The following is an 18,751-nucleotide window of genomic DNA, read 5'->3' on the forward strand; positions in this document are numbered from 1 at the left end:
TCGAGGCGCGGTTCCCCGCTGACCAAAACATCTGATTCAATTTACACAAAAACGGAACTATCTTCATGAAATCTCATGCAAAAGCGGTTGTCATCGGCGGTGGTGTCGTCGGTTGCTCCGTGCTTTACCATCTCGCCAAGGCCGGCTGGACCGATATCATGCTGATCGAGCGCTCGGAGCTCACCTCCGGCTCGTCCTGGCATGCAGCGGGCGGCTTCCACACGCTCAACGGCGATCCCAACGTCGCCAAGCTGCAGGCCTACACGGTGCAGCTCTACAAGGAGATCGAAGAGCTTTCCGGCCAGTCCTGCTCGCTGCACCTGACCGGCGGCGTGATGATGGCCGACACGCCCGAGCGCATGGACTTCCTGCGCCTTGCCCACGCCAAGGGCCGCTATCTCGGCATGGACACGGAACTGATCACGCCGTCCGAGGCCAAGGCGATGTTCCCGCTGATGGACGAGACGAATTTCGTCGGCGCCATGTGGGATCCGGTCGAAGGCCATCTCGATCCTTCCGGCACCACCCATGCCTATGCCAAGGCCGCTAGGAAGCTCGGCGCCGAAATCTTGCTGCGCAACCGCGTCGTCGAGCTGACGCAGGAGGTCGACGGCACCTGGAACGTCGTTACCGAGCAAGGAACGGTCAAGGCCGAGCATGTCGTCAACTGCGGCGGCCTGTGGGCGCGCGAGATCGGCCGCATGGTGGGTGTCGAGCTGCCGGTGCTGGCCATGGAGCATATGTACCTTTTGACCGAGCCGATGCCGGAGGTCGAGGAATTCAACAAGTCGACCGGCCGCGAGATGATCGGCGTGATGGACTTCAAGGGCGAGATCTACACCCGCCAGGAACGTAACGGCATCCTGCTCGGCACCTATGAAAAAGCCTGCAAGCCGTGGTCGCCGGTCAACACGCCATGGGATTTCGGCCACGAATTGCTGCAGCCCGACATCGACCGCATCGCGCCGTCGCTCGAAATCGGCTTCAAGCATTTCCCCGGCATCGAGAAGGCCGGCATCAAGCAGATCATCAATGGTCCCTTCACCTTCGCGCTGGACGGCAATCCGCTGGTCGGCCCGGTGCAGGGCCTGACCAATTTCTGGTGCGCCTGCGCCGTCATGGCCGGTTTCAGCCAGGGCGGCGGCGTCGGGTTGGCGCTGTCGAACTGGATGGTCAACGGCGATCCCGGCTTCGACGTCTGGGGCATGGACGTGGCGCGCTTCGGCGAATGGGCAACCCTGCGCTACACCAACGCCAAGGTGCGCGAGAACTATTCGCGCCGCTTTTCCATCCGTTTCCCCAACGAGGAGCTGCCGGCCGCCAGGCCGGCGCAGACGACGCCGCTCTACGACACCATGCTGGCCAACAACGCCGTCATGGGAGACTCATGGGGTCTCGAAACCCCGCTCTGGTTCGCGCCGAAAGGCTCGGAGCCGAAGGACATCGTTTCGTTCCACCGCTCCAACGATTTCGGGCCGATCGGCGAGGAAGTTCGCACGACCCGCGAGAAGGTCGGCGTCACCGAGATCGCCAATTTCGCCAAATACGAAGTGTCCGGGCCAGCAGCCGAGGATTTCCTCAACCGGCTGATGACCAACCGCATGCCGAAGACCGGCCGCATCGTGCTGACCCCGATGCTGAACGAGTTCGGCAAATTGATCGGCGACTTCACCATCGCCAAGGCGGGTGAAGAGCGTTTCATGATCTGGAGCTCGTCCGCCGCTCAGAAATACCACATGCGCTGGTTCGAAAAACATCTGCCGAAGGACGGTGGCGTGCGCATCCACCGCTTCGACCAGACGCTTGTCGGCCTCTCCATCGCTGGGCCGAAATCGCGAGACCTGCTGCAGAAACTGGTCGATGTCGACATCTCGACCAAGGCTTTCCGCTTCATGGATTTCCGCGAGATGGCGGTCGGCGGCGCGCCCTGCATGGTCAATCGCATCACCTATACCGGCGATCTCGGCTACGAGATCTGGATGGCGCCTGCCTACCAGCGGCTGGTCTATCACGCGATCAAGGCTGCCGGCGAAGAGTTCGGCCTCGTCGATTTCGGCATGCGCGCTTTGCTCTCGATGCGCCTGGAAAAGAATTTTCCCACCTGGTACCGCGAACTGCGGCCGATCTACGGGCCGTTCGAAGGGGCGATGGACCGCTTCGTCAAGCTGGAGAAGAACGACTTCATCGGACGCGAGGCGGCAGCCAGGGAACAGGCCGAAGGGCCGAAGCTGCGCCGCGTCTCCTTCGTCGTCGACGCCGCGGATGCCGATGTGATGGGCGACGAGCCGATCTGGGCCAAGGTCGGCGGCAAAGACTACGGCACGGTGGAAAAGCCGCACGGCTATGGCGCGCCGCGCTTCGACACCGGCGGCGAGGAAGTGCGTGGCTCCAAGGCAGCGGAAGGTGCTTCGGCAGTGCGCGGCATCGTCGACGGCGACTGGCGCGTGGTCGGCTGGGTCACCTCCGGCGGCTATGCGCATTACGTGCAAAAGTCGATGGCGCAGGGCTATGTGCCGGCTGCCTTGGCCGCGGACGAGAGCGCCGGACTGTTCGAGATCGAAATCCTCGGGAGCCGGCGACCGGCCCGCATCAATGTCGAGCCGCCTTTCGACCCCAGCGGCGAGAAAATGCGGACCTGATGCATGTCGCCCGAAAAGTGCGGGCCGCTACCCGCATTGTGCGGGGTACAGTCTTCATGCTAGCGGAGCCGGCGGTAACCGGCACCGGCGATGAGAATTCCTTGAAGTATTCCTCGAAGTATTCGATGAAATGGGCCGAATGGCTTGCCGAGGGCAGGATCGGCCCCTTCCCCGCGGCGATCGTCATGATCGCGCTTTATTGCTGCACACAGATTGTCGTGCTGCCACTTGCGAGCCTCTGGGCGGGAACCGGGGTCGGCGTCGATGACTCCGAACAGCTGCTGTATATGCGGTTTTTGTGGGCGGGCTACGGCGGCGCGCAGCCGCCGCTTTACTCCTGGCTCGGCTGGCTGACGTCATCGGTTTTCGGAACCAACATCTTCGCGCTCAAAGTGCTGAAATACTCGCTGGTTTTCGTGGCCTTGGCCTCGGTCTTCGTCGCGGTGCGCAAACTCGGGTATTCCCAGCGCACAGCGGTTGCCTCCACTCTAGGTTTGTTGCTGTTTCCTCAGCTGACCTGGGAAATGCAGCACACCTTGTCGCATACCGTTGCCGCATTCTGCTTTTCGGCGCTGCTGCTGCTTGCACTTATCGAGCTTCTGCAGCGCAAATCGCTGCTGGCCTACGCCTTGTTCGGCCTGGCGATCGGTGCGGCCGTCCTGGCGAAATACAACAACGTCATCCTGCTTACCGCCATGGTGTTGGCGACCTTGTCGATGCGCGAAACCCGCCAGGTCATCCTGCGCCCGCAAATCATGATCAGTATGGCCGTGGCGCTGCTGGTGTGCCTGCCGACACTGTATTGGACCGCCACCCATCCGAGCGAATTGCTGGCGCGCAGCTACAAGTTCGGCATCAATGAAGGAGGCGGTGCTTTCCTCGTCGCGTTGAAAGGCATCGTCGACTTCGCCGGAGCCGTACGGAATTTTGCCATTCTGCCGGTCGCGGTTTTTGCAGTGGCGATGCTGGCGGGACGGATCCTTCCATCGACGCTTCGCCAACAGCTTTCAGATTCGGAAAAATTCCTGTGGCGCGTTCTCGGCTTTGGGCTCTGCATCACGACTATCCTGGTGATCGCCAGCGGCGCCACCATGTTCAGAGCGCGCTGGTTGTTACCGGTCCTGTTTCTTCTGCCTGTCGCGTTCGCAGTCCGCATGGATGCCCTTGGCGACAAAGGCAGGAGCGCGCAATACCTCACCATCACCGTTGCAGCCGCACTGGCCGTGCTGGTCTTGCCGGCGTCGTGGGCTTACCAGGTCTATGGCGGAAAGGGCATGGGACGCGTCGCCCGTCTGGACTACCAGACGCTGTATCATGATCTGACCGCGGATGGCGCGATCAAGACGGTTACGTCGGACTGGCACTGGGTGGGCAACCTCAGGCTCGTCGATCCCGACCTTGTCGTGCTCGGAAAGGAGGTGCCGGGTTTCGCTGCATTGCTGCAGGAACCGGCTATTCTGATCTGGCTCGATAAACCGGACCCGCAACCGGAAATCCTGGACCGCATCCATCAGGCGGGTTTCGTCCTGGATGGTGAAAGCCGCACCCTCAAGGTCCCCGAATTTTTCGGCTCGAGCGACGGCCGACTTGTGACCGTCGCCAAGTTGAAAAGGCAGGAGGCAAAATGACCGTCCGGCAATCGACTGGCCATCTGCGATGACCGGATCTGGCACAAGGACCGGAAAATGAGCGAGCAAAGCGTCGAGCGACGGTTCGGTCGCCACCGCAAGATCATGCCGTTCGACCCGAACGAAGCGGGCTCCATCGATGCGTTGCGCCTGAAGTCGCGGCAGAAGGCCGCTGAACTCAACCAGCATGTGCTTGGCTACGGCGCGCTGGCGCAAGCCGAGTGGCAAGCCGCCGGCATCGCCGCACCCGACCTGCCCGCCATGCGGCAATACCGGCTCGACCGCATCCGCGCCGAGCTGAGGCGTCGCGACTATGCGGGAGCCCTGCTCTACGATCCGATCAACATCCGCTACGCCACGGACTCGACCAACATGCAGCTTTGGGTGGCGCGCAATCCGACACGGCATTGTTTCGTCGCCACTGACGGGCCGGTCGTACTGTTCGACTATTTTTCCTGCGAGCACCTTTCCGATCATTCCGGCGTCGTCGACGAGGTGAGGCCGACGGTGTCGTGGATGTATCTCTACAGCGGCGAGCTGACTGAACTGAGGGTCCGCCGCTGGGCGGCCGGCATCGCCGATGTGGTGAAGGAACATGGCGGCGGCAGCAGCCGTATCGCCGTCGACCACATCAATCCCGAGGGCGTCGAGGAACTCGCCCGCCTCGGCATTTCGATCGGCAATGGCGAAGCGGTGATGGACAAGGCGCGGCTGATCAAATCGCCGGACGAGATCCTGGCCATGCGCCGCTCGATCGTCGCTTGCGAGGCGGCGATGGGCGAGATGGAAGCCGCGCTCGCCCCGGGCATTTCCGAGAACGAATTGTGGGCCGAACTCCACCGCGGCAACATTGCGCGCGGCGGCGAATGGATCGAAACCCGGCTCTTGTCGTCGGGTCCGCGCACCAATCCGTGGTTCCAGGAATGCTCGTCGCGGACGATCGAAGCCGGCGATCTCGTCGCATTCGACACCGATCTGATCGGCCCCTATGGCTTCTGCGCCGACCTGTCGCGCACCTGGCTCTGCGGCGACGCCAAGCCGTCCAACGCGCAACGCGACCTGTTTCGCATCGCCGTCGACCAGATCGCCCACAACACCGGTCTGATGCAGCCCGGCACATCGTTCCGCGACCTCGTCGAACGCTCGGCAGTGCCTCCTGGAGACTGTTTCCCGACGCGCTACGGCGTGCTTTATCACGGCGTCGGCCTGGCTGACGAATACCCGACGCTGCCGCATGCAAGCGACTGGACCGAAGACACGCCCGACGGCGTGCTTGTGTCAGGCATGGTGCTTTGCGTCGAGAGCTATATCGGCCGGCTTGGCGGCCACGAGGGCGTCAAGATCGAAGAACAGATCCTGATCACCGAAACAGGCAGCGAGCAGCTTTCGACCTATCCGCTCGACGAGCGGCTGCTCGGCGGTTGAGCTTTCTCAGCCGGCCGCCGCGACGGCCTCACGCATCGCTGCGACGATCTTTTCCGGTGTCGTTCTGGCGGTGATGAACGGCAGGCCCTTGCGCCGCCTTGTCCAGCCGACGACCTTCACCTGCCGCGCCGCAGGCTCGAAGCGCTGCGCCAGCGCCCAGCTCAGGCAATCGATTGCCGCGACATCGGCCCTGCCCTCGGCAATCGCGACGATCGACGCGCGGTGGCCGCCGCTTTCGCTGCGCTCTGAGAACATGTCCAGGCTTTCGCCCATCGCCTCCAGATCGCGCGTAAGCCCGACGAGGCCCGACATCGAATCGGAGTTGTTGAAGGTGAAGCGCATGCCGCGCAGCAGGTCGAGAGGAACGAGAGGGCTACCGTCATCAGGCGATCGAGCAGATGGCGCACCGTCTGCGCGCATCACGATGGCGCTCGAATAGAGTTCGCCCTGCCCGCCTTCGAAGGCATCGTAATTCGGCTGGCCGATCACCTGGACATGCTCCGACAGGCCGATTTCCATCGGACCCCAGCAGGTCTGTGCGAACAGCAGCGCCGGATGCAGCCAGAGCCCATGAAAATCCAGTTCGTCCGGCGGCAGCGTCGCCGGATCGGGCGCGATGACCTTTCCGGCGGCGTCGCGGATGCCGCCTTCTACAGGCCGCAAATCGGCATTGACGCGAGCGATGGTTTGCGGCGCGTCGATGCCTTTTTGCCGGAAGGCATCACGCAGCCGCGCCCATTGGGCATCGATCTCGTCGCGCATTTCGGACCAGTCATACATCGGCAAGGCGGCAACGAAATCGCTCCTGCAAGGATTTTGATCGTTACGCTGAGAAACTGACGAGACCATTGACACGCGCACCCGGGCATCGCCGTCGGCGATGCCGCAAAATCATTCCTTCGGCGGCTCGGCAGGCACCGGTGCGCTGCCAAGTCCATTGAGGCTGCGCGCCCTGACGCGCGGCTTGAACGCCCGGCCCGGTTCCGGCGTGCGCCGCAGCACCGGGTGGACGACCGGCTCCTTCGCCTTGAAGGCATATGCCCTAAGCAGCGCGAAATAATTCGGAAAGGCGTAGCCATTGTTCATCCGCAGCCATTCGTCACGGCGCTCGGCAAACAACTTCGGCAGCCGGTACCAGGCCACGGTCGGGCTCTTGTGATGGACGAGGTGCAGGTTGTTGTTGAGAAACAGCAAAGACAGCGGCGAACGTTCGACGATCACCGTGCGGCCCTCCGGATGCTCCGACCACTGGTGCTCGGCGAAGGTACGGATCGAGATCAGCGACTGGCCGAGCCACACCGGCACCAGAACGTAGAGCCACAGCGGCATGCCGAAGCCGAACTTCACGACAGGCAACACGACGGCGAGGCCGATCGCGTGCAGCAGCCATGCCTTGCGGATCACCCTGTCGCCGGCAAGCATCTGCTTGGCATCGTCGATGAAGAAGCCGATGCACGACAGCCACGGGCCAAGCACGAGGCGGCCGATCATGGTGTTGTTTATTTTCAGCAGGAACTTCATCGCCGGCGGCAATTCGTCATGGTGCCACAGCGCCTTGTAGTAGCTTTCGGGATCGTCAAGCGGATCGGTCAACCGTTCGTCGGCATGATGGCGCAGATGAATGGTCTTGAAACGGCGGAACGGCCAGACGACGCCGATCGGCAGGAAGACGAACGCTTCGTTGACCTGCGCATTGCGGGTCGGATGGCCATGCAGGATTTCATGGGCCAGCGAGGATTGCAGCGCGACCATCAAGGCCAGAACGACGAGCGCCAGCAACGGGTAGGACGGCCAGAGGAGCAAGCCGGCGGCGAGCCAGGTGCCGTAACAGAAAAATGCGAGAAACACGGTCGGCCATTCGATGGCCGGTGCATTGTGTCGTCTGTTGCCTATGCTCGTCATGCGATCGACCACTGCCCTTCCAGTCGTCGGAACCGTTTTGATTCCTGACAGCATTGTGTCAGGAGCGTCGAGTTGTTGCAACGCGACAAAGCGCACAAGATGTTGCGATTGCGCATTTTCAGCCGCATATGTTATCTATTGTAAACAACCTCGAGGATTCATTTACGCCTGAGATGCCGCTTTGGCGGCTTTGGCGAATTTTTTTCCTCCCAACGGCCGGAATGACGATATGGACAAACGCGACCTGTCGACAGTCTTTCGGGAGCGCCTGAAAATGCTCCTGACACGATCCGACTTGAACCAATCGGCCTTCGCGGCTGCGGTGGGCATCGACCGTTCCGCACTTTCGCAGCTTCTGTCCGGCGCCTCGACGCGCCTTCCCCGCGCCGAAACGCTGCTCAACATCGCCGCCGAATTCAAGGTGTCGCTCGACTGGCTGCTCGGCCTCAGCCAGGACGAAGGCGTCACCGGTGAAATCCGCGAAAGCCTGGAGATTGAGGAGGCGCCCGACGGTTTCGACCGCACGCTGCTGGCCAGATGGCATGCCGAGGCCGCGGGCACGAAGATCCGTTACGTACCGGCCGGCATTCCCGATCTCCTGCGCACCGAAGCGCTGGTCGACTACGAGGCGGGCATCGCCAACAAGAGCCGCGAGGCTCAGGCCGGTGAGACGCAGTACCGCATCGACTACAATCGGCGGCCGGAAACCGACATGGAAGTCTGCATGCCGCGCCACACGCTGGAGATCTTCGCGCGCGGCTTAGGCGTGTGGGATCGATTCCCGGAGGCCGACCGCCACCAGCAGCTTCTCCACATGGCGACGCTGCTCGACGACCTTTATCCCACCTTCCGCCTGTTTCTCTATGACGGGCGGATGCGCTATTCGATCCCCTACACCATCTTCGGGCCCTATCGCGCCGCCATCTATGTCGGCGACATGTATCTGGTGCTGAACGCAACCCAACCGGTCCGCACGCTGACCAGTCATTTCGACAATCTGATCCGCGCCGCCGACGTCAACGCGCATGAGGCCGCCAGCTTCACGCAAAGGCTGGCGGAAATGCGATTTTGACGGCCTGTTTCCTGCGCTGACATTGACGGCATATAAAGAGTTCTTTATATGTTTATCCCGATAGAAGATTCCCGGAAGGCGTATTTCCAATGACCAATCCGATCGACGCGCTGCTTGCCGAAAAGGGCGTTCTGCTCGCCGACGGCGCCACCGGCACCAACCTGTTCGCCATGGGGCTGGAGGCCGGCGAGGCGCCCGAGCTCTTGAACGAGACGGCACCCGACACCATCACCAGCCTGCACCAGAACTTCGTCGATGCAGGCGCCGACATCATCCTCACCAACTCCTTCGGCGGCACCCGCCACCGGCTGAAGCTGCACCATGCGCAGGATCGCGTGCATGCGCTGAACAAGCGCGCCGCCGAGATCGCCCGCGCCGTTGCCGACAGAGCCGGCCGCAAGGTCATCGTGGCGGGCTCGGTTGGCCCGACCGGCGAGTTGCTGGTGCCGCTCGGTGCCATGACCTATGATGAGGCGGTCGAGGCCTTTGCCGAGCAGATCGAGGGCCTGAAGGCCGGCGGCGCCGAAGTCGCCTGGATCGAGACCATGTCGGCGCCGGACGAAATCCGCGCCGCAGCCGAAGCCGCGATCCGCGTCGGCCTGCCCTATACCTATACCGGCTCCTTCGACACCGCCGGACGCACCATGATGGGGCTGTTGCCGAAGGACATCCACGGCGTCGCCGATGGACTGCCGCAGGCGCCGCTCGGTGTCGGCGCCAATTGCGGTGTCGGCGCTTCCGACATCCTCGCCTCGCTGCTCGACATGACCGAGGCGAAGCCGGAGGCGACGGTGATCGTCAAGGGCAATTGCGGCATTCCGGAATTCCGCGGCGCCGAGATCCATTATTCCGGCACGCCCGAACTGATGGCCGATTATGTCAGGCTGGCCGTCGATGCCGGTGCAAAGATCGTCGGCGGCTGCTGCGGCACCTCGTTCGCCCACCTGGCCGCCATGCGCAAGGCGCTCGACGCGCATACCAAGTCTGATCGCCCTACCGTCGAGAAAATCGTCGAGCGTATCGGTCCGATGCGCAACAAGCAGGCGACAGTCAACACCGCCGAGACCAGCGAAGCGCGCCGCGAGCGCCGGCGCAGCCGCGCCTGACGCTTTCGGTACTCGGATTTTTCGGCGCGGCGTCACGATCGATGCCGGAACCACAAATGTTGGAAAAAGGCCGGCAAGGTTTCCCTTGCCGGCCTGTCTCACCCGCTCGTGGGTCGGTTTCCCGTATCAGAACGATCCCATCTGAAAGAAACCGGCCGTATCGCCACTACCGGTTACCGCCAAGCGCCGAGGCAAGGCGCACAAGCGACAGGAACTCGGACCGGTACCCAAACGGGTCGGCTCCCCGGCCGGCGGTGGCAATCTCCATGATCCTGTCGTAGCCGAACTTCGCGGTCGCATCCTCGTCGCGCAGTTTCTGGCCGAAGGCCGCGACGGCGACGGAGAAACGCTGGTCGGTGCTGGCCTGATCGAAGCTCGACACTTCATTGGCGGACGTCACCGGCGTGGTGATCAGCTTCGAGGCATCCTCGTTCGGCAGCTTGTAGCGGATTTTCACGAAGGCATATTCGTCGGCGTTGGCGACGCCGCCATTGTTCACCGACGCCTGGCCGTAGCGCAGCGGGTCGATCTGCTCGCCGCCGCTGCCCTTCGGCGTGATCTCGTAGATCGCGGTGACCGAATGGCCGGAGCCGATCTCGCCGGCATCGACGCGGTCGTTGTTGAAATCCTCGCGGTTCAAGGCACGGGTCTCGTAGCCGACCAGCCGGTATTCCGAAACCTTGTTCGGGTTGAACTCGACCTGGATCTTCACGTCCTTGGCGATGGTGAACAGTGTCGAGGACGCATCCTCGACCAGCACCTTCTCCGCCTCGGCCAAAGTGTCGATATAGGCGGCGGTGCCGTTGCCGTTCTGGGCGATGGTCTGCATCATCTGGTCGTTCAGATTGCCGCGGCCAAAGCCGAACACCGACAGGAACACCCCGCTCTTGCGCTCCTGCTCGATCAGCCGCTTCAGATCGTCATCGTCGGTCTGGCCGACATTGAAGTCGCCGTCCGTGGCCAGCATCACCCGGTTGATCCCGTCCTTGACGAAGGATTTTTGCGCCAGCCTGTAGGCTTGCCTGATGCCCGCCTCGCCGGCCGTGCTGCCGCCGGGCGTCAAAGTGTCGATGGCATTGAGGATCTTGTCCTTCTCCGAAACCCTGGTGGGCTCCAGCACAGTGCCGGCGTCGCCCGCATAGGTGACGATCGAGACCGTGTCGTCCGGCTTCAGTCTGTTGACCAGCAGCCGGAAGGCCGACCGCAAGAGCGGCAGCTTGTCCTGCTCGTTCATCGAGCCCGACACGTCGATCAGGAAGACCAGGTTGGCTTGGGGCTGCTCGGCCGGCTTGACGTCGAACCCCTTGATGGCGACATGCATCAGCTTGGTGTGCTCGTTCCACGGCGTCGGCATAACGCTGACGGTCGAGTTGAACGGCGTCGAGGCAGAGTCCGGCCCTTTCCAGTCATAGGGAAAGTAGTTGATCATCTCCTCGACGCGGACCGTGTCGGCCTGCGGCACGAAACCCTCCTTCAGCGAACGCCGCACGAAGGAATAGGAGGCCGTGTCGACATCGATCGAAAAGGTCGAGACCGGATCTTCGAGCGCGGCATGAACCGGATTGGTCTTGAACTCCTCGACGCGGTCGCGGTTTTGCTCCTGCGGCAGCATCTGGTCGGCCGGCATAAGCCGACGCACCATCAGTTTGGACTCGGCAGTCGTGCGGCCGGCCTGCGCGGCGCCATCGGCCGCAGGTGCCTGTGGTGCCAATCGCATGATCACTCGGTTAGACGGCGGCGCGGCCTCCGTGCTTGGCACAGGCTCGGTCACTTCGCGGGCTAGCGCATCCTGCTGTGCCGTGCCGCCAGCAACGGTCGATTCGGGTTTCGGCGGCGCTGCTGGCACTTGACGCGGTGCGCTGTCGGCATTGGCCTTCTTTTGGTTGTCACCTTCGGCAACCGGCGCCTGTTTCGCCTTGTCCGGCGCGTTGGTCGCCGGTTTGTCGGCCAGCGTTTCGGTTATCTTCTCGTCTCCACCGAAATGGAATGGCTGCTCCCGCAGCATATAGATGGCGGCGTATCCGGCGATCGGCAGGGCGATGAGCCCGGCAATGGCCGGCGCGGCGAAGAGTTTCTTTTGCATGATTTCGCTCCAGAGCTTTTGTGCTCGCTCTGTGAGACGAAGCCCGTTCGCCGATCCTTGGGCGGCAGGTGAAGTTTTCTCGTCCATGTCGTAGGCACGCATGGCAGCCTCGAAGGCACGCGCCTTCGCGTCGGTACCCGGCGCCGGCGCTGCGATGTCGCGCAGCCTCTTGAGTTCGTTGTCGTCGACCATGATCATACTTCCCCGGCTGAACGCACGAGCGTCTTCAGCCGTTTCTTCGCCTCATGGATGTGCCAGGAAACCGTCGTCTCCGAGATCGCCATCGCCTCGGCGGCGGCTGCGTGGCTCAGCCCTTCGCCATAGACAAGCAGCACCGCGTCGCGCTGCTTGTCCGGCAGCATCCGCACCGCTGCCCAAAGCACCTCGACCGGATCCTCGGGCTCGGCCGAGGCTTCTCCCGAGATCAATGCGTAAGCGCCGTAGGCTTCGGTCTTGACCGTCTCGCGGGCGGTTTTGCGCATCATGTCGCGCGCCGCGTTCAGCGTCATGGCGTAGAGCCAGGTGGTGAAGGCGCCGCTGCCATGATAGCCGCGGATCGCCCGGCCCAGCCGGACGCAGACTTCCTGGGCGATGTCCTCGGCGTCGGCCTTTTTCCCGCACCAGCGATAGGCGGCGCGATAGACGAAATCATAGTGCCTTTCGAGCAACTTGCCGAAAGCCCTTCTGTCCCCGCCCTTCGCTCGCCCGATCAACTCGGCGTCGGAGGCTTCGCTTTCATCCAGCATCAGCGCCATCATTTGCCCGTTGGACGAAGGCTAATGGCGATTCCTTGGGGTGATGGAAAGAAATTTTTGGGAGGCGGTCAGAGAGGGACCACCGGCGCCCTACTCCAGCGTCTCCGCGAACAGCGTCGCCAGCCGCTTCCAATGACGCTCGGCGCCGATCGCATTGAAGACGCTGTGGTCCGGAACGCACCAGCCATGCGCCATGCCGGCATAATTCTCGATGACATGATCGACCTCCGCCGCGCGCAGCACTTCGGCCAGTCGCGCCGCCTGCTCCGGCGGGAAACTTCTGTCCACGCCCGCGGTGCCGACATAGACCCGCGCCTTGATCGATGCAGCCTTCCGGTGCGGGCTGTCGGCGGCGTTACTGGCCAGATTGCCGCCATGGAAGCTGGCGGCGGCAACGATGCGATCGGGATAGGTCGCGGGGGCATTCAGTGCCCGCGCTCCACCCATGCAATAGCCGACAGTGCCGACCGGTCCGGTCAGGCCTTCGGCATCGAGCGCATCGAGGAAAGCGCCGCTGTCGCGGATGGTCATGTCCTGTGTCGTGCTGCTGAGGAGACCCGTGATGACAGCCCTGCGCTTCTCGTCGCTGAATGCGGTCTTGGCCTCGAAAGGGCCGTAGGGCGCGTTGCGATAGAAGAGATCCGGGACCAATACCGCGTAGTTGTCGCCTGCAAGCCGTTCCGCCATTTGGTCGAGCGCGTGTCGCGGGCCAAAAGCGTCCATATAGAGAATGATAGCGGCCTTGGCCGGGGCTGCCGAGCGGAACAGCCCGGCTTTTGCCAAGCCGTCGCTGATTTTGATCTGAATGTCCCGCTTCACCATCACCCGCTCCTTTGACTTCACGCGCGATACATATCCACGCAGGGCATCGGAGCAAGTCGTAATGCGGCGACCCTATTCAAGATTCCGTGCGGCGTCCGGCGACGCTACGGACGCGCGAACGCCGCCATATGAAAGGCCTGAGCCGTCGCCGGATAGCGATAGGCCGTGCCATAGGGACAGGCGTTGCGGTCGAGACAGCCGCCGGTTCGGCAAGGCGCACCACCCGCCCCGCGCACATGCGTCAGACAGGCTCCATGCGCGAAACCGACCGCTGAATACGCGTCGACCGGGCAGGATTTCAGGCAAGGTTTATCGATACATGCATCGCAAAGATGAATCACGTCGCGAGCTTCCTGAAGCGCAATCTCGTCCTCGAACAGCAGCGCACCGCGATACGCGTGCCAGAGCCCGTATTGCGGATGCATGAGGATGCCGAGCGGTGACGGCCTCAGACCATCCGCCCGCATCGCCCATTGCTGGAACGGCAGATATGGCCTGTCGGAGGGCGACACGGCACGCGCGCCGAAGTCGTTCGCCAGCGCGCCGATCACTTCGCGAGACCATGTATCGAGCGGATTGGCGATGGCTTGCGATTGGCTCTCCCGCCAGCGCAGGAAATGCGGCCACGACGCAGCACCCGCCTGCCCTACCAGCACGATGGATTTGGCGGGAGCGCCGGAGAGACCGAACGGCGTGTCCTCGCCATCGGCAAAATTGAAGCCGCCGCGAAGCATGAGACCGCAGGCGGAAAGTGCTGCCGTTATATCTTCGATCATGCTGCGCGCAGGGATCACCCTTTCCTGTCCGGGTCGGAAAATGCGCTCCGCCAGACTTCCTTGTGGATGATGTTGGCGACTTTAGCCCCGCCTGACTCGGGCTCCTTTCAGGTGAAGGCGTCGGCCATCGACGCCTTCTTCCTGGCGATGAACTCCTTCAGTCCGTCGTCGATACCCTGATCGAGATGCGGCGCCTCGTAGCTTTCCAGCCAGCGGCGGGCGAGTTCGTTGGCGCGCTGCGGCGCTGTCTTTTCGCCTTCGGCCAGCCACTGCTCGTAGGAATTGTTGTCGGCGATGTTGGAACGGTAGAAGGCGGTCTGGAAATTGGCCTGGGTGTGGTCACAGCCGAGATAGTGGCTGCCCGGGCCGACCTGGCGGATGGCGTCCATCGCCTGGCCGTTTTCCGACAGGTCGACGCCTTCGGAGAACTTCTGCGTCATGCCGAGCTGGTCGATGTCCATCATGAACTTTTCGTAGCAGGAGGCGAGCCCGCCCTCGAGCCAGCCGGCCGAGTGCAGCACGAAATTGGTGCCGGCGAGGATCGTCGAGTTCAGCGTGTTGGCGCTCTCATAGGCCGCCTGGGCGTCCGGGATTTTCGAGGCGCAGAGCGAGCCGCCGGTGCGGAACGGTAGGCCAAGCCGGCGGGCGAGCTGCGCCGCGCCATAAGAAACCAGCGACGGCTCCGGCGTGCCGAAGGTCGGCGCGCCCGACTGCATCGAGATCGACGAGGCGAAAGTGCCGAACAGCACCGGCGCGCCCGGCCGGATCAACTGCGTGAACGACGCGCCGGCCAGCACTTCGGCCAGAACCTGCGTCAGCGTGCCGGCGACCGTCACCGGGCTCATCGCGCCGGCAAGAATGAACGGCGTGACGATGCAGGCCTGGTTGTGGCGCGAATAGACTTTCAGCGCGCCCAGCATGGTCTCGTCGAACACCATCGGCGAATTGGCGTTGATCAGGCTGGTCAGCACGGTGTTATTTTCGACGAAATCGTCGCCGAACACGATCTTGGCCATCGCCACCGTGTCCTCGGCACGCTCCGGCGCGGTGACGGAGCCCATGAACGGCTTGTCCGAGTATTTGATGTGGCTGTAGATCATGTCGAGATGGCGCTTGTTGACCGGCACGTCGACCGGCTCGCACACCGTGCCGCCTGAATGGTGGATCGACGGCGCCATATAGGCGAGCTTCACGAAATTCTGGAAATCCTCGATCGTCGCATAGCGCCTGACGCCGTCGAGGTCGCGCACAAAGGGCGGGCCATAGACCGGCGCGAAGACCGTAGCGTTGCCGCCGATCTGCACCGAGCGTTCGGCGTTGCGGGCGTGCTGGGTATAGAGGGACGGCGCGGTCTTCAACAGCGAGCGGCAGAGGCCTTTCGGGAAATGCACGCGCTCGCCCTTGACGTCGGCGCCGGCCTCTTTCCACAGCTGCAGCGCCTCGGCGTCGTCGCGAAAGATGATGCCGATCTCCTCGAGCACCGTGTCAGTGTTCTTTTCGATCAGCGCCAGGCCTTCCTCGTCCAGCACCTCATAGACGTTGATCTTGCGCTTGATGTAGGTGAGCTGGGTGCCGGGGCCGCCACCCGAGCGCGCCGCCCGCCGGGCAGCGGCGCCGCCGCTGGCAGCGCGGCCACGCCGGGCGTTTGACGCTTCCTGATCGACTGGCGCGTTCTCACTCATGATGTTTTTTCCCTGAAACCTGAAAATCGTTGCGGCCGCATATCGCGGTTCTGGCCAGATCGTAGTCATGGACCCTATTCGAAACGGCCCGCCAGCGCCAACGCCTGTCGCAAAATCGACAAGAATTCCAATAGATTTGCGGTCGCTTTCCTTTTGCGGGAAGTCGCAAATCAGCTATGGATACACGCCCCTTGCGGGTTAGGTATTACCGTTGCATTTCAGGTGCCGTGATTGTTTCCGCACGGCAAGGAGCCCGAGAAAAAATGGCCGACGACGAGATCATCCTTTCCGAGCTTTCCGACGACGAGCTCGTGCAGCAGATGCACGACGATCTTTATGACGGGTTGAAGGAAGAGATCGAGGAAGGCACGCAGATCCTGCTCGATCGCGGCTGGGCGCCCTATAAGGTGCTGACCGAGGCACTGGTCGAAGGCATGCGCATTGTCGGCGAGGATTTTCGCGACGGCATCCTGTTCGTGCCGGAAGTGCTGTTGTCCGCCAACGCGATGAAGGCCGGCATGTTCATCCTGCGTCCGCTGCTTGCCGCCACCGGCGCGCCGAAGCAGGGCAAGATGGTGATCGGCACGGTCAAGGGCGACATCCACGATATCGGCAAGAACCTTGTCGGCATGATGATGGAGGGCGCCGGCTTCGACGTCATCGACCTCGGCATCAACAATGCGGTCGAGAAATACCTGGATGCCATCGAGCAGCATCAGCCCGACATCATCGGCATGTCGGCGCTGCTGACCACGACCATGCCTTACATGAAGGTCGTCATCGACACGATGAAGGAAAAGGGCATCCGCGACGACTATGTCGTGCTGGTTGGCGGCGCGCCGCTCAACGAGGAGTTCGGCAAGGCCGTCGGCGCCGATGCCTATTGCCGCGACGCGGCGGTGGCGGTCGAGACCGCCAAGGACTTCATGAAGCGCAAGCACAACGTCCGCGCTTCGGCCTGAGCTCGGCGGATTCGGCCTGGACAATAAGCAAATCCGCGCCTTGCAGCGCGGCTTTTCGTTCCCAGATGTTAGAGCATGCCGCCTAAAGCGCATCGCTTGAAGCCGGCTGGCCGCGATGCGCTTTGATGAGACTACGGATCAGGGGTTGTTGACCGTATCCTCAACGGCGTTGGCTGTCGATTTGACATCCCTGCCGACGCCGCGGATCGTGTTGGCGCAGGCCGAAAGAGCCAGGGCACAAGCAAGAATGGCGATGGGGCCAAGGCGCAACAGTTTCATGGACGGTGTCTCCCTCGTTCGATAGATTCGAAAATCAATAGCAACGAAACCGTTCTATGAGCGCCGTGCAAAAACCACAACCCGATCAAGGCGACAGGCTGCTCGTCATCGCCTGCGGGATGATTGCGCGCGAAGTTCTGGCCGTCAAGGAGCAGCTGGCGCTCGACCATCTCGACCTGACCTGCCTGCCGGCGGAGTTCCATTTCTACCCGGACCGCATCGCGCCGGCCATGGACAAGGCGATCGAGAAGGCGAAGGCGGACGGTTACAGGAACATCTTCGTCGGCTACGCCGATTGCGGCACCGGTGGTCTGCTTGACCGTGTCTGCGAGAAGCACGGCGTCGAGCGCATGGCCGGGCCGCACTGCTTTGCCTTCTACCAGGGCATGGACGCCTATGCGAAAATCGCCGACGACGACATGATGTCGTTCTACATGACCGATTTCCTGTGCCGGCAGTTCGACGCCTTCTTCATGAAGCCGCTTGGCCTCGATAGGCATCCGGAGCTGATCAAGGACTATTTCGGCAATTACGAGAAGCTGGTCTACATCGCCCAGACCGACGACCCGGAACTCGACAAGGTCGCCGAGAACGCCGCCAAAATGCTCGGCCTCGCCTACGAGCGCCGCTCGACCGGTTATGGCGATCTGACGACGGAGCTGGCGCGAGCTGCAACCATCCCCTGACCATCAGGGAGGCGCGCCTCTTCCGCCGCGATCGCCGCGAGCACATCGGCAAAGCTCGCAGACGAACCCCAGCCTGTCCCTTGCCCGCGAGGCGTCGTAGACGCGGTCGATCGAGGAAAACATCGTCCAGCCCTTCCGCGCGTAGAGCGCCGGAAACTCCGGAAAATAGCGCCCGACGACGGACGGCGCATCGGCGATCAAGGCCTCGCAATCATCGGGCCGGAACGGCGTTGGCGCCGAAACAATGAAGATGTCGAAGCCCAGTTGCGGCGCCTTGTCCAGCGCCGCGATATGGGCCTCGGCGGCATCTTCCACGGTCAGCCGGCGAAACAGCAGCTCATTGGCTTTGGTATTGGCGTCCGACTGCTCGATGGCGTGCGCCATGTCGTCTGCCTCGCGAAAGAACCGGGCGGTGCGCAGCACGATCACCGGCAGTCCGGACTGGATGTGATAGAGGCGGCAAAGGTGCTCGGCCGAAAGCTTTGTGACGCCGTAGATATTGCGCGGCTCAGGCGACATGTCTTCCGTCAGCCAGGCGGCCTTGCGCGCGCCGCCGGTGAAGCCGGCGCGTATGGCTTTCGAGATCATCAGCGAAGTCGTCGACGTGAAGACGAAGCGCTGAACGCCTGATGCCACCGCCGCGTCGAGCAGGTTGAGCGTGCCGCGCACATTCGTCTCGACGAAATCCTCGTTGCGGTTGTGTTCGATATCAGGCTTGTGCAGAGCGCCGCTGTGGACGATCGCCTCGATGCGGTTTTCCCTGACCGTCCGCATGACCAGATCACGGTCGGCGACCGAGCCGATCATCTGCGTTTCCGCCGACGGGGCGGGATCGAGGCCGACAACGTCATGGCCAATTGCCCGCAAGCGCGGCGCGAGCGCGCTGCCCAACCAACCTGATGATCCCGTAAGCAATATCCGCATCGGTGAAGCC

General features: G+C 62.7%; 16 protein-coding genes. 7 read left to right on the plus strand and 9 right to left on the minus strand.

Going from position 1 to position 18,751, the window contains the following annotated elements; genetic code table 11:
• Positions 1–65 precede the first annotated feature (65 nt).
• From IQ26_RS28040 to IQ26_RS28050, 3 genes are all read left to right on the plus strand, one after another.
• Entirely contained in the window at positions 66–2,639 is a 2,574-nt protein-coding gene (locus IQ26_RS28040) for a GcvT family protein (RefSeq protein WP_145721611.1), read from the plus strand.
• A gap of 125 nt (positions 2,640–2,764) precedes the next feature.
• Positions 2,765–4,267 carry an ArnT family glycosyltransferase gene (locus IQ26_RS28045; RefSeq protein WP_240547267.1) on the plus strand — a complete coding sequence of 501 codons (1,503 nt, stop codon included), beginning with the start codon at positions 2,765–2,767 and terminating at the stop codon, positions 4,265–4,267.
• Between the two features lie 57 nt (positions 4,268–4,324).
• Complete coding sequence (locus IQ26_RS28050; protein WP_145721613.1) at positions 4,325–5,692, plus strand: M24 family metallopeptidase; 1,368 nt, start codon at positions 4,325–4,327, stop codon at positions 5,690–5,692.
• A 6-nt stretch (positions 5,693–5,698) separates the two neighbouring features.
• On the opposite strand, the gene IQ26_RS28055 is transcribed toward IQ26_RS28050, so the two are convergent.
• Together IQ26_RS28055 and IQ26_RS28060 are read right to left on the minus strand one after the other, a co-directional pair.
• Positions 5,699–6,454: a phosphate/phosphite/phosphonate ABC transporter substrate-binding protein gene (locus IQ26_RS28055; RefSeq protein WP_240547268.1), complete on the minus strand. Its 756-nt coding sequence runs from the start codon at positions 6,452–6,454 to the stop codon at positions 5,699–5,701.
• Positions 6,455–6,583: 129 nt separating this feature from the next.
• Positions 6,584–7,594: a fatty acid desaturase gene (locus IQ26_RS28060; protein ID WP_162458095.1), complete on the minus strand. Its 1,011-nt coding sequence runs from the start codon at positions 7,592–7,594 to the stop codon at positions 6,584–6,586.
• 229 nt (positions 7,595–7,823) lie between these two features.
• Here IQ26_RS28060 and IQ26_RS28065 point away from each other — a divergent pair, with 229 nt between their 5' ends.
• Complete coding sequence (locus IQ26_RS28065; protein WP_126042731.1) at positions 7,824–8,666, plus strand: helix-turn-helix domain-containing protein; 843 nt, start codon at positions 7,824–7,826, stop codon at positions 8,664–8,666.
• An 89-nt stretch (positions 8,667–8,755) separates the two neighbouring features.
• Positions 8,756–9,772, plus strand: a complete 1,017-nt coding sequence (gene bmt, locus IQ26_RS28070) for a betaine--homocysteine S-methyltransferase (protein ID WP_145721615.1) — start codon at positions 8,756–8,758, stop codon at positions 9,770–9,772.
• A 166-nt stretch (positions 9,773–9,938) separates the two neighbouring features.
• Here bmt and IQ26_RS28075 read toward each other — a convergent pair whose 3' ends face one another.
• The 5 genes from IQ26_RS28075 to IQ26_RS28095 all read right to left on the minus strand — a co-directional run bounded on the left by IQ26_RS28075 (position 9,939) and on the right by IQ26_RS28095 (position 15,890).
• Positions 9,939–12,047, minus strand: coding sequence for a VWA domain-containing protein (locus IQ26_RS28075; RefSeq protein WP_145721616.1), 2,109 nt, complete (start codon positions 12,045–12,047; stop codon positions 9,939–9,941).
• Between the two features lie 2 nt (positions 12,048–12,049).
• Entirely contained in the window at positions 12,050–12,610 is a 561-nt protein-coding gene (locus IQ26_RS28080; RefSeq protein WP_145721617.1) for an RNA polymerase sigma factor, read from the minus strand.
• 90 nt (positions 12,611–12,700) lie between these two features.
• Positions 12,701–13,432, minus strand: coding sequence for a dienelactone hydrolase family protein (locus IQ26_RS28085; RefSeq protein ID WP_145721618.1), 732 nt, complete (start codon positions 13,430–13,432; stop codon positions 12,701–12,703).
• Between the two features lie 104 nt (positions 13,433–13,536).
• Positions 13,537–14,208 carry a 4Fe-4S dicluster domain-containing protein gene (locus tag IQ26_RS28090; protein ID WP_145721619.1) on the minus strand — a complete coding sequence of 224 codons (672 nt, stop codon included), beginning with the start codon at positions 14,206–14,208 and terminating at the stop codon, positions 13,537–13,539.
• Between the two features lie 107 nt (positions 14,209–14,315).
• Positions 14,316–15,890 carry a trimethylamine methyltransferase family protein gene (locus IQ26_RS28095; RefSeq protein ID WP_145721620.1) on the minus strand — a complete coding sequence of 525 codons (1,575 nt, stop codon included), beginning with the start codon at positions 15,888–15,890 and terminating at the stop codon, positions 14,316–14,318.
• A 263-nt stretch (positions 15,891–16,153) separates the two neighbouring features.
• Here IQ26_RS28095 and IQ26_RS28100 point away from each other — a divergent pair, with 263 nt between their 5' ends.
• The gene (locus IQ26_RS28100) at positions 16,154–16,852 is read left to right on the plus strand and encodes a corrinoid protein (protein ID WP_126042739.1); all 699 of its coding nucleotides are present in this window, start codon (positions 16,154–16,156) and stop codon (positions 16,850–16,852) included.
• A 138-nt stretch (positions 16,853–16,990) separates the two neighbouring features.
• Here IQ26_RS28100 and IQ26_RS28105 read toward each other — a convergent pair whose 3' ends face one another.
• A complete protein-coding gene (locus IQ26_RS28105; protein WP_145721621.1) occupies positions 16,991–17,131 on the minus strand; it encodes an entericidin A/B family lipoprotein in 141 nt (46 codons plus the stop codon).
• A gap of 56 nt (positions 17,132–17,187) precedes the next feature.
• Here IQ26_RS28105 and IQ26_RS28110 point away from each other — a divergent pair, with 56 nt between their 5' ends.
• Positions 17,188–17,817 carry a DUF1638 domain-containing protein gene (locus IQ26_RS28110; protein WP_145721622.1) on the plus strand — a complete coding sequence of 210 codons (630 nt, stop codon included), beginning with the start codon at positions 17,188–17,190 and terminating at the stop codon, positions 17,815–17,817.
• A gap of 3 nt (positions 17,818–17,820) precedes the next feature.
• Here the strand turns inward: IQ26_RS28110 and IQ26_RS28115 are convergent, their stop codons facing one another.
• The gene (locus tag IQ26_RS28115; RefSeq protein ID WP_240547269.1) at positions 17,821–18,708 is read right to left on the minus strand and encodes an NAD-dependent epimerase/dehydratase family protein; all 888 of its coding nucleotides are present in this window, start codon (positions 18,706–18,708) and stop codon (positions 17,821–17,823) included.
• Between the last annotated feature and the right edge of the window lie 43 nt (positions 18,709–18,751).

Origin of the sequence: Mesorhizobium tianshanense, assembly GCF_007830515.1 — a bacterium.
Lineage (GTDB): Bacteria > Pseudomonadota > Alphaproteobacteria > Rhizobiales > Rhizobiaceae > Mesorhizobium > Mesorhizobium tianshanense.

Excerpts from the sequence above, each read along its gene's own strand:
- IQ26_RS28100 (WP_126042739.1), top strand. The coding sequence starts at position 16,154 with ATGGCCGACGACGAGATCATCCTTTCCGAGCTTTCCGACGACGAGCTC.
- IQ26_RS28105 (WP_145721621.1), bottom strand. The coding sequence starts at position 17,131 with ATGAAACTGTTGCGCCTTGGCCCCATCGCCATTCTTGCTTGTGCCCTG.
- bmt (WP_145721615.1), top strand. The coding sequence starts at position 8,756 with ATGACCAATCCGATCGACGCGCTGCTTGCCGAAAAGGGCGTTCTGCTC.
- IQ26_RS28110 (WP_145721622.1), top strand. The coding sequence starts at position 17,188 with ATGAGCGCCGTGCAAAAACCACAACCCGATCAAGGCGACAGGCTGCTC.
- IQ26_RS28090 (WP_145721619.1), bottom strand. The coding sequence starts at position 14,208 with ATGATCGAAGATATAACGGCAGCACTTTCCGCCTGCGGTCTCATGCTT.
- IQ26_RS28040 (WP_145721611.1), top strand. The coding sequence starts at position 66 with ATGAAATCTCATGCAAAAGCGGTTGTCATCGGCGGTGGTGTCGTCGGT.
- IQ26_RS28075 (WP_145721616.1), bottom strand. The coding sequence starts at position 12,047 with ATGGTCGACGACAACGAACTCAAGAGGCTGCGCGACATCGCAGCGCCG.
- IQ26_RS28085 (WP_145721618.1), bottom strand. The coding sequence starts at position 13,432 with ATGGTGAAGCGGGACATTCAGATCAAAATCAGCGACGGCTTGGCAAAA.
- IQ26_RS28045 (WP_240547267.1), top strand. The coding sequence starts at position 2,765 with ATGAAATGGGCCGAATGGCTTGCCGAGGGCAGGATCGGCCCCTTCCCC.
- IQ26_RS28095 (WP_145721620.1), bottom strand. The coding sequence starts at position 15,890 with ATGAGTGAGAACGCGCCAGTCGATCAGGAAGCGTCAAACGCCCGGCGT.
- IQ26_RS28060 (WP_162458095.1), bottom strand. The coding sequence starts at position 7,594 with ATGACGAGCATAGGCAACAGACGACACAATGCACCGGCCATCGAATGG.
- IQ26_RS28055 (WP_240547268.1), bottom strand. The coding sequence starts at position 6,454 with ATGCGCGACGAGATCGATGCCCAATGGGCGCGGCTGCGTGATGCCTTC.
- IQ26_RS28065 (WP_126042731.1), top strand. The coding sequence starts at position 7,824 with ATGGACAAACGCGACCTGTCGACAGTCTTTCGGGAGCGCCTGAAAATG.
- IQ26_RS28080 (WP_145721617.1), bottom strand. The coding sequence starts at position 12,610 with ATGGCGCTGATGCTGGATGAAAGCGAAGCCTCCGACGCCGAGTTGATC.
- IQ26_RS28050 (WP_145721613.1), top strand. The coding sequence starts at position 4,325 with ATGAGCGAGCAAAGCGTCGAGCGACGGTTCGGTCGCCACCGCAAGATC.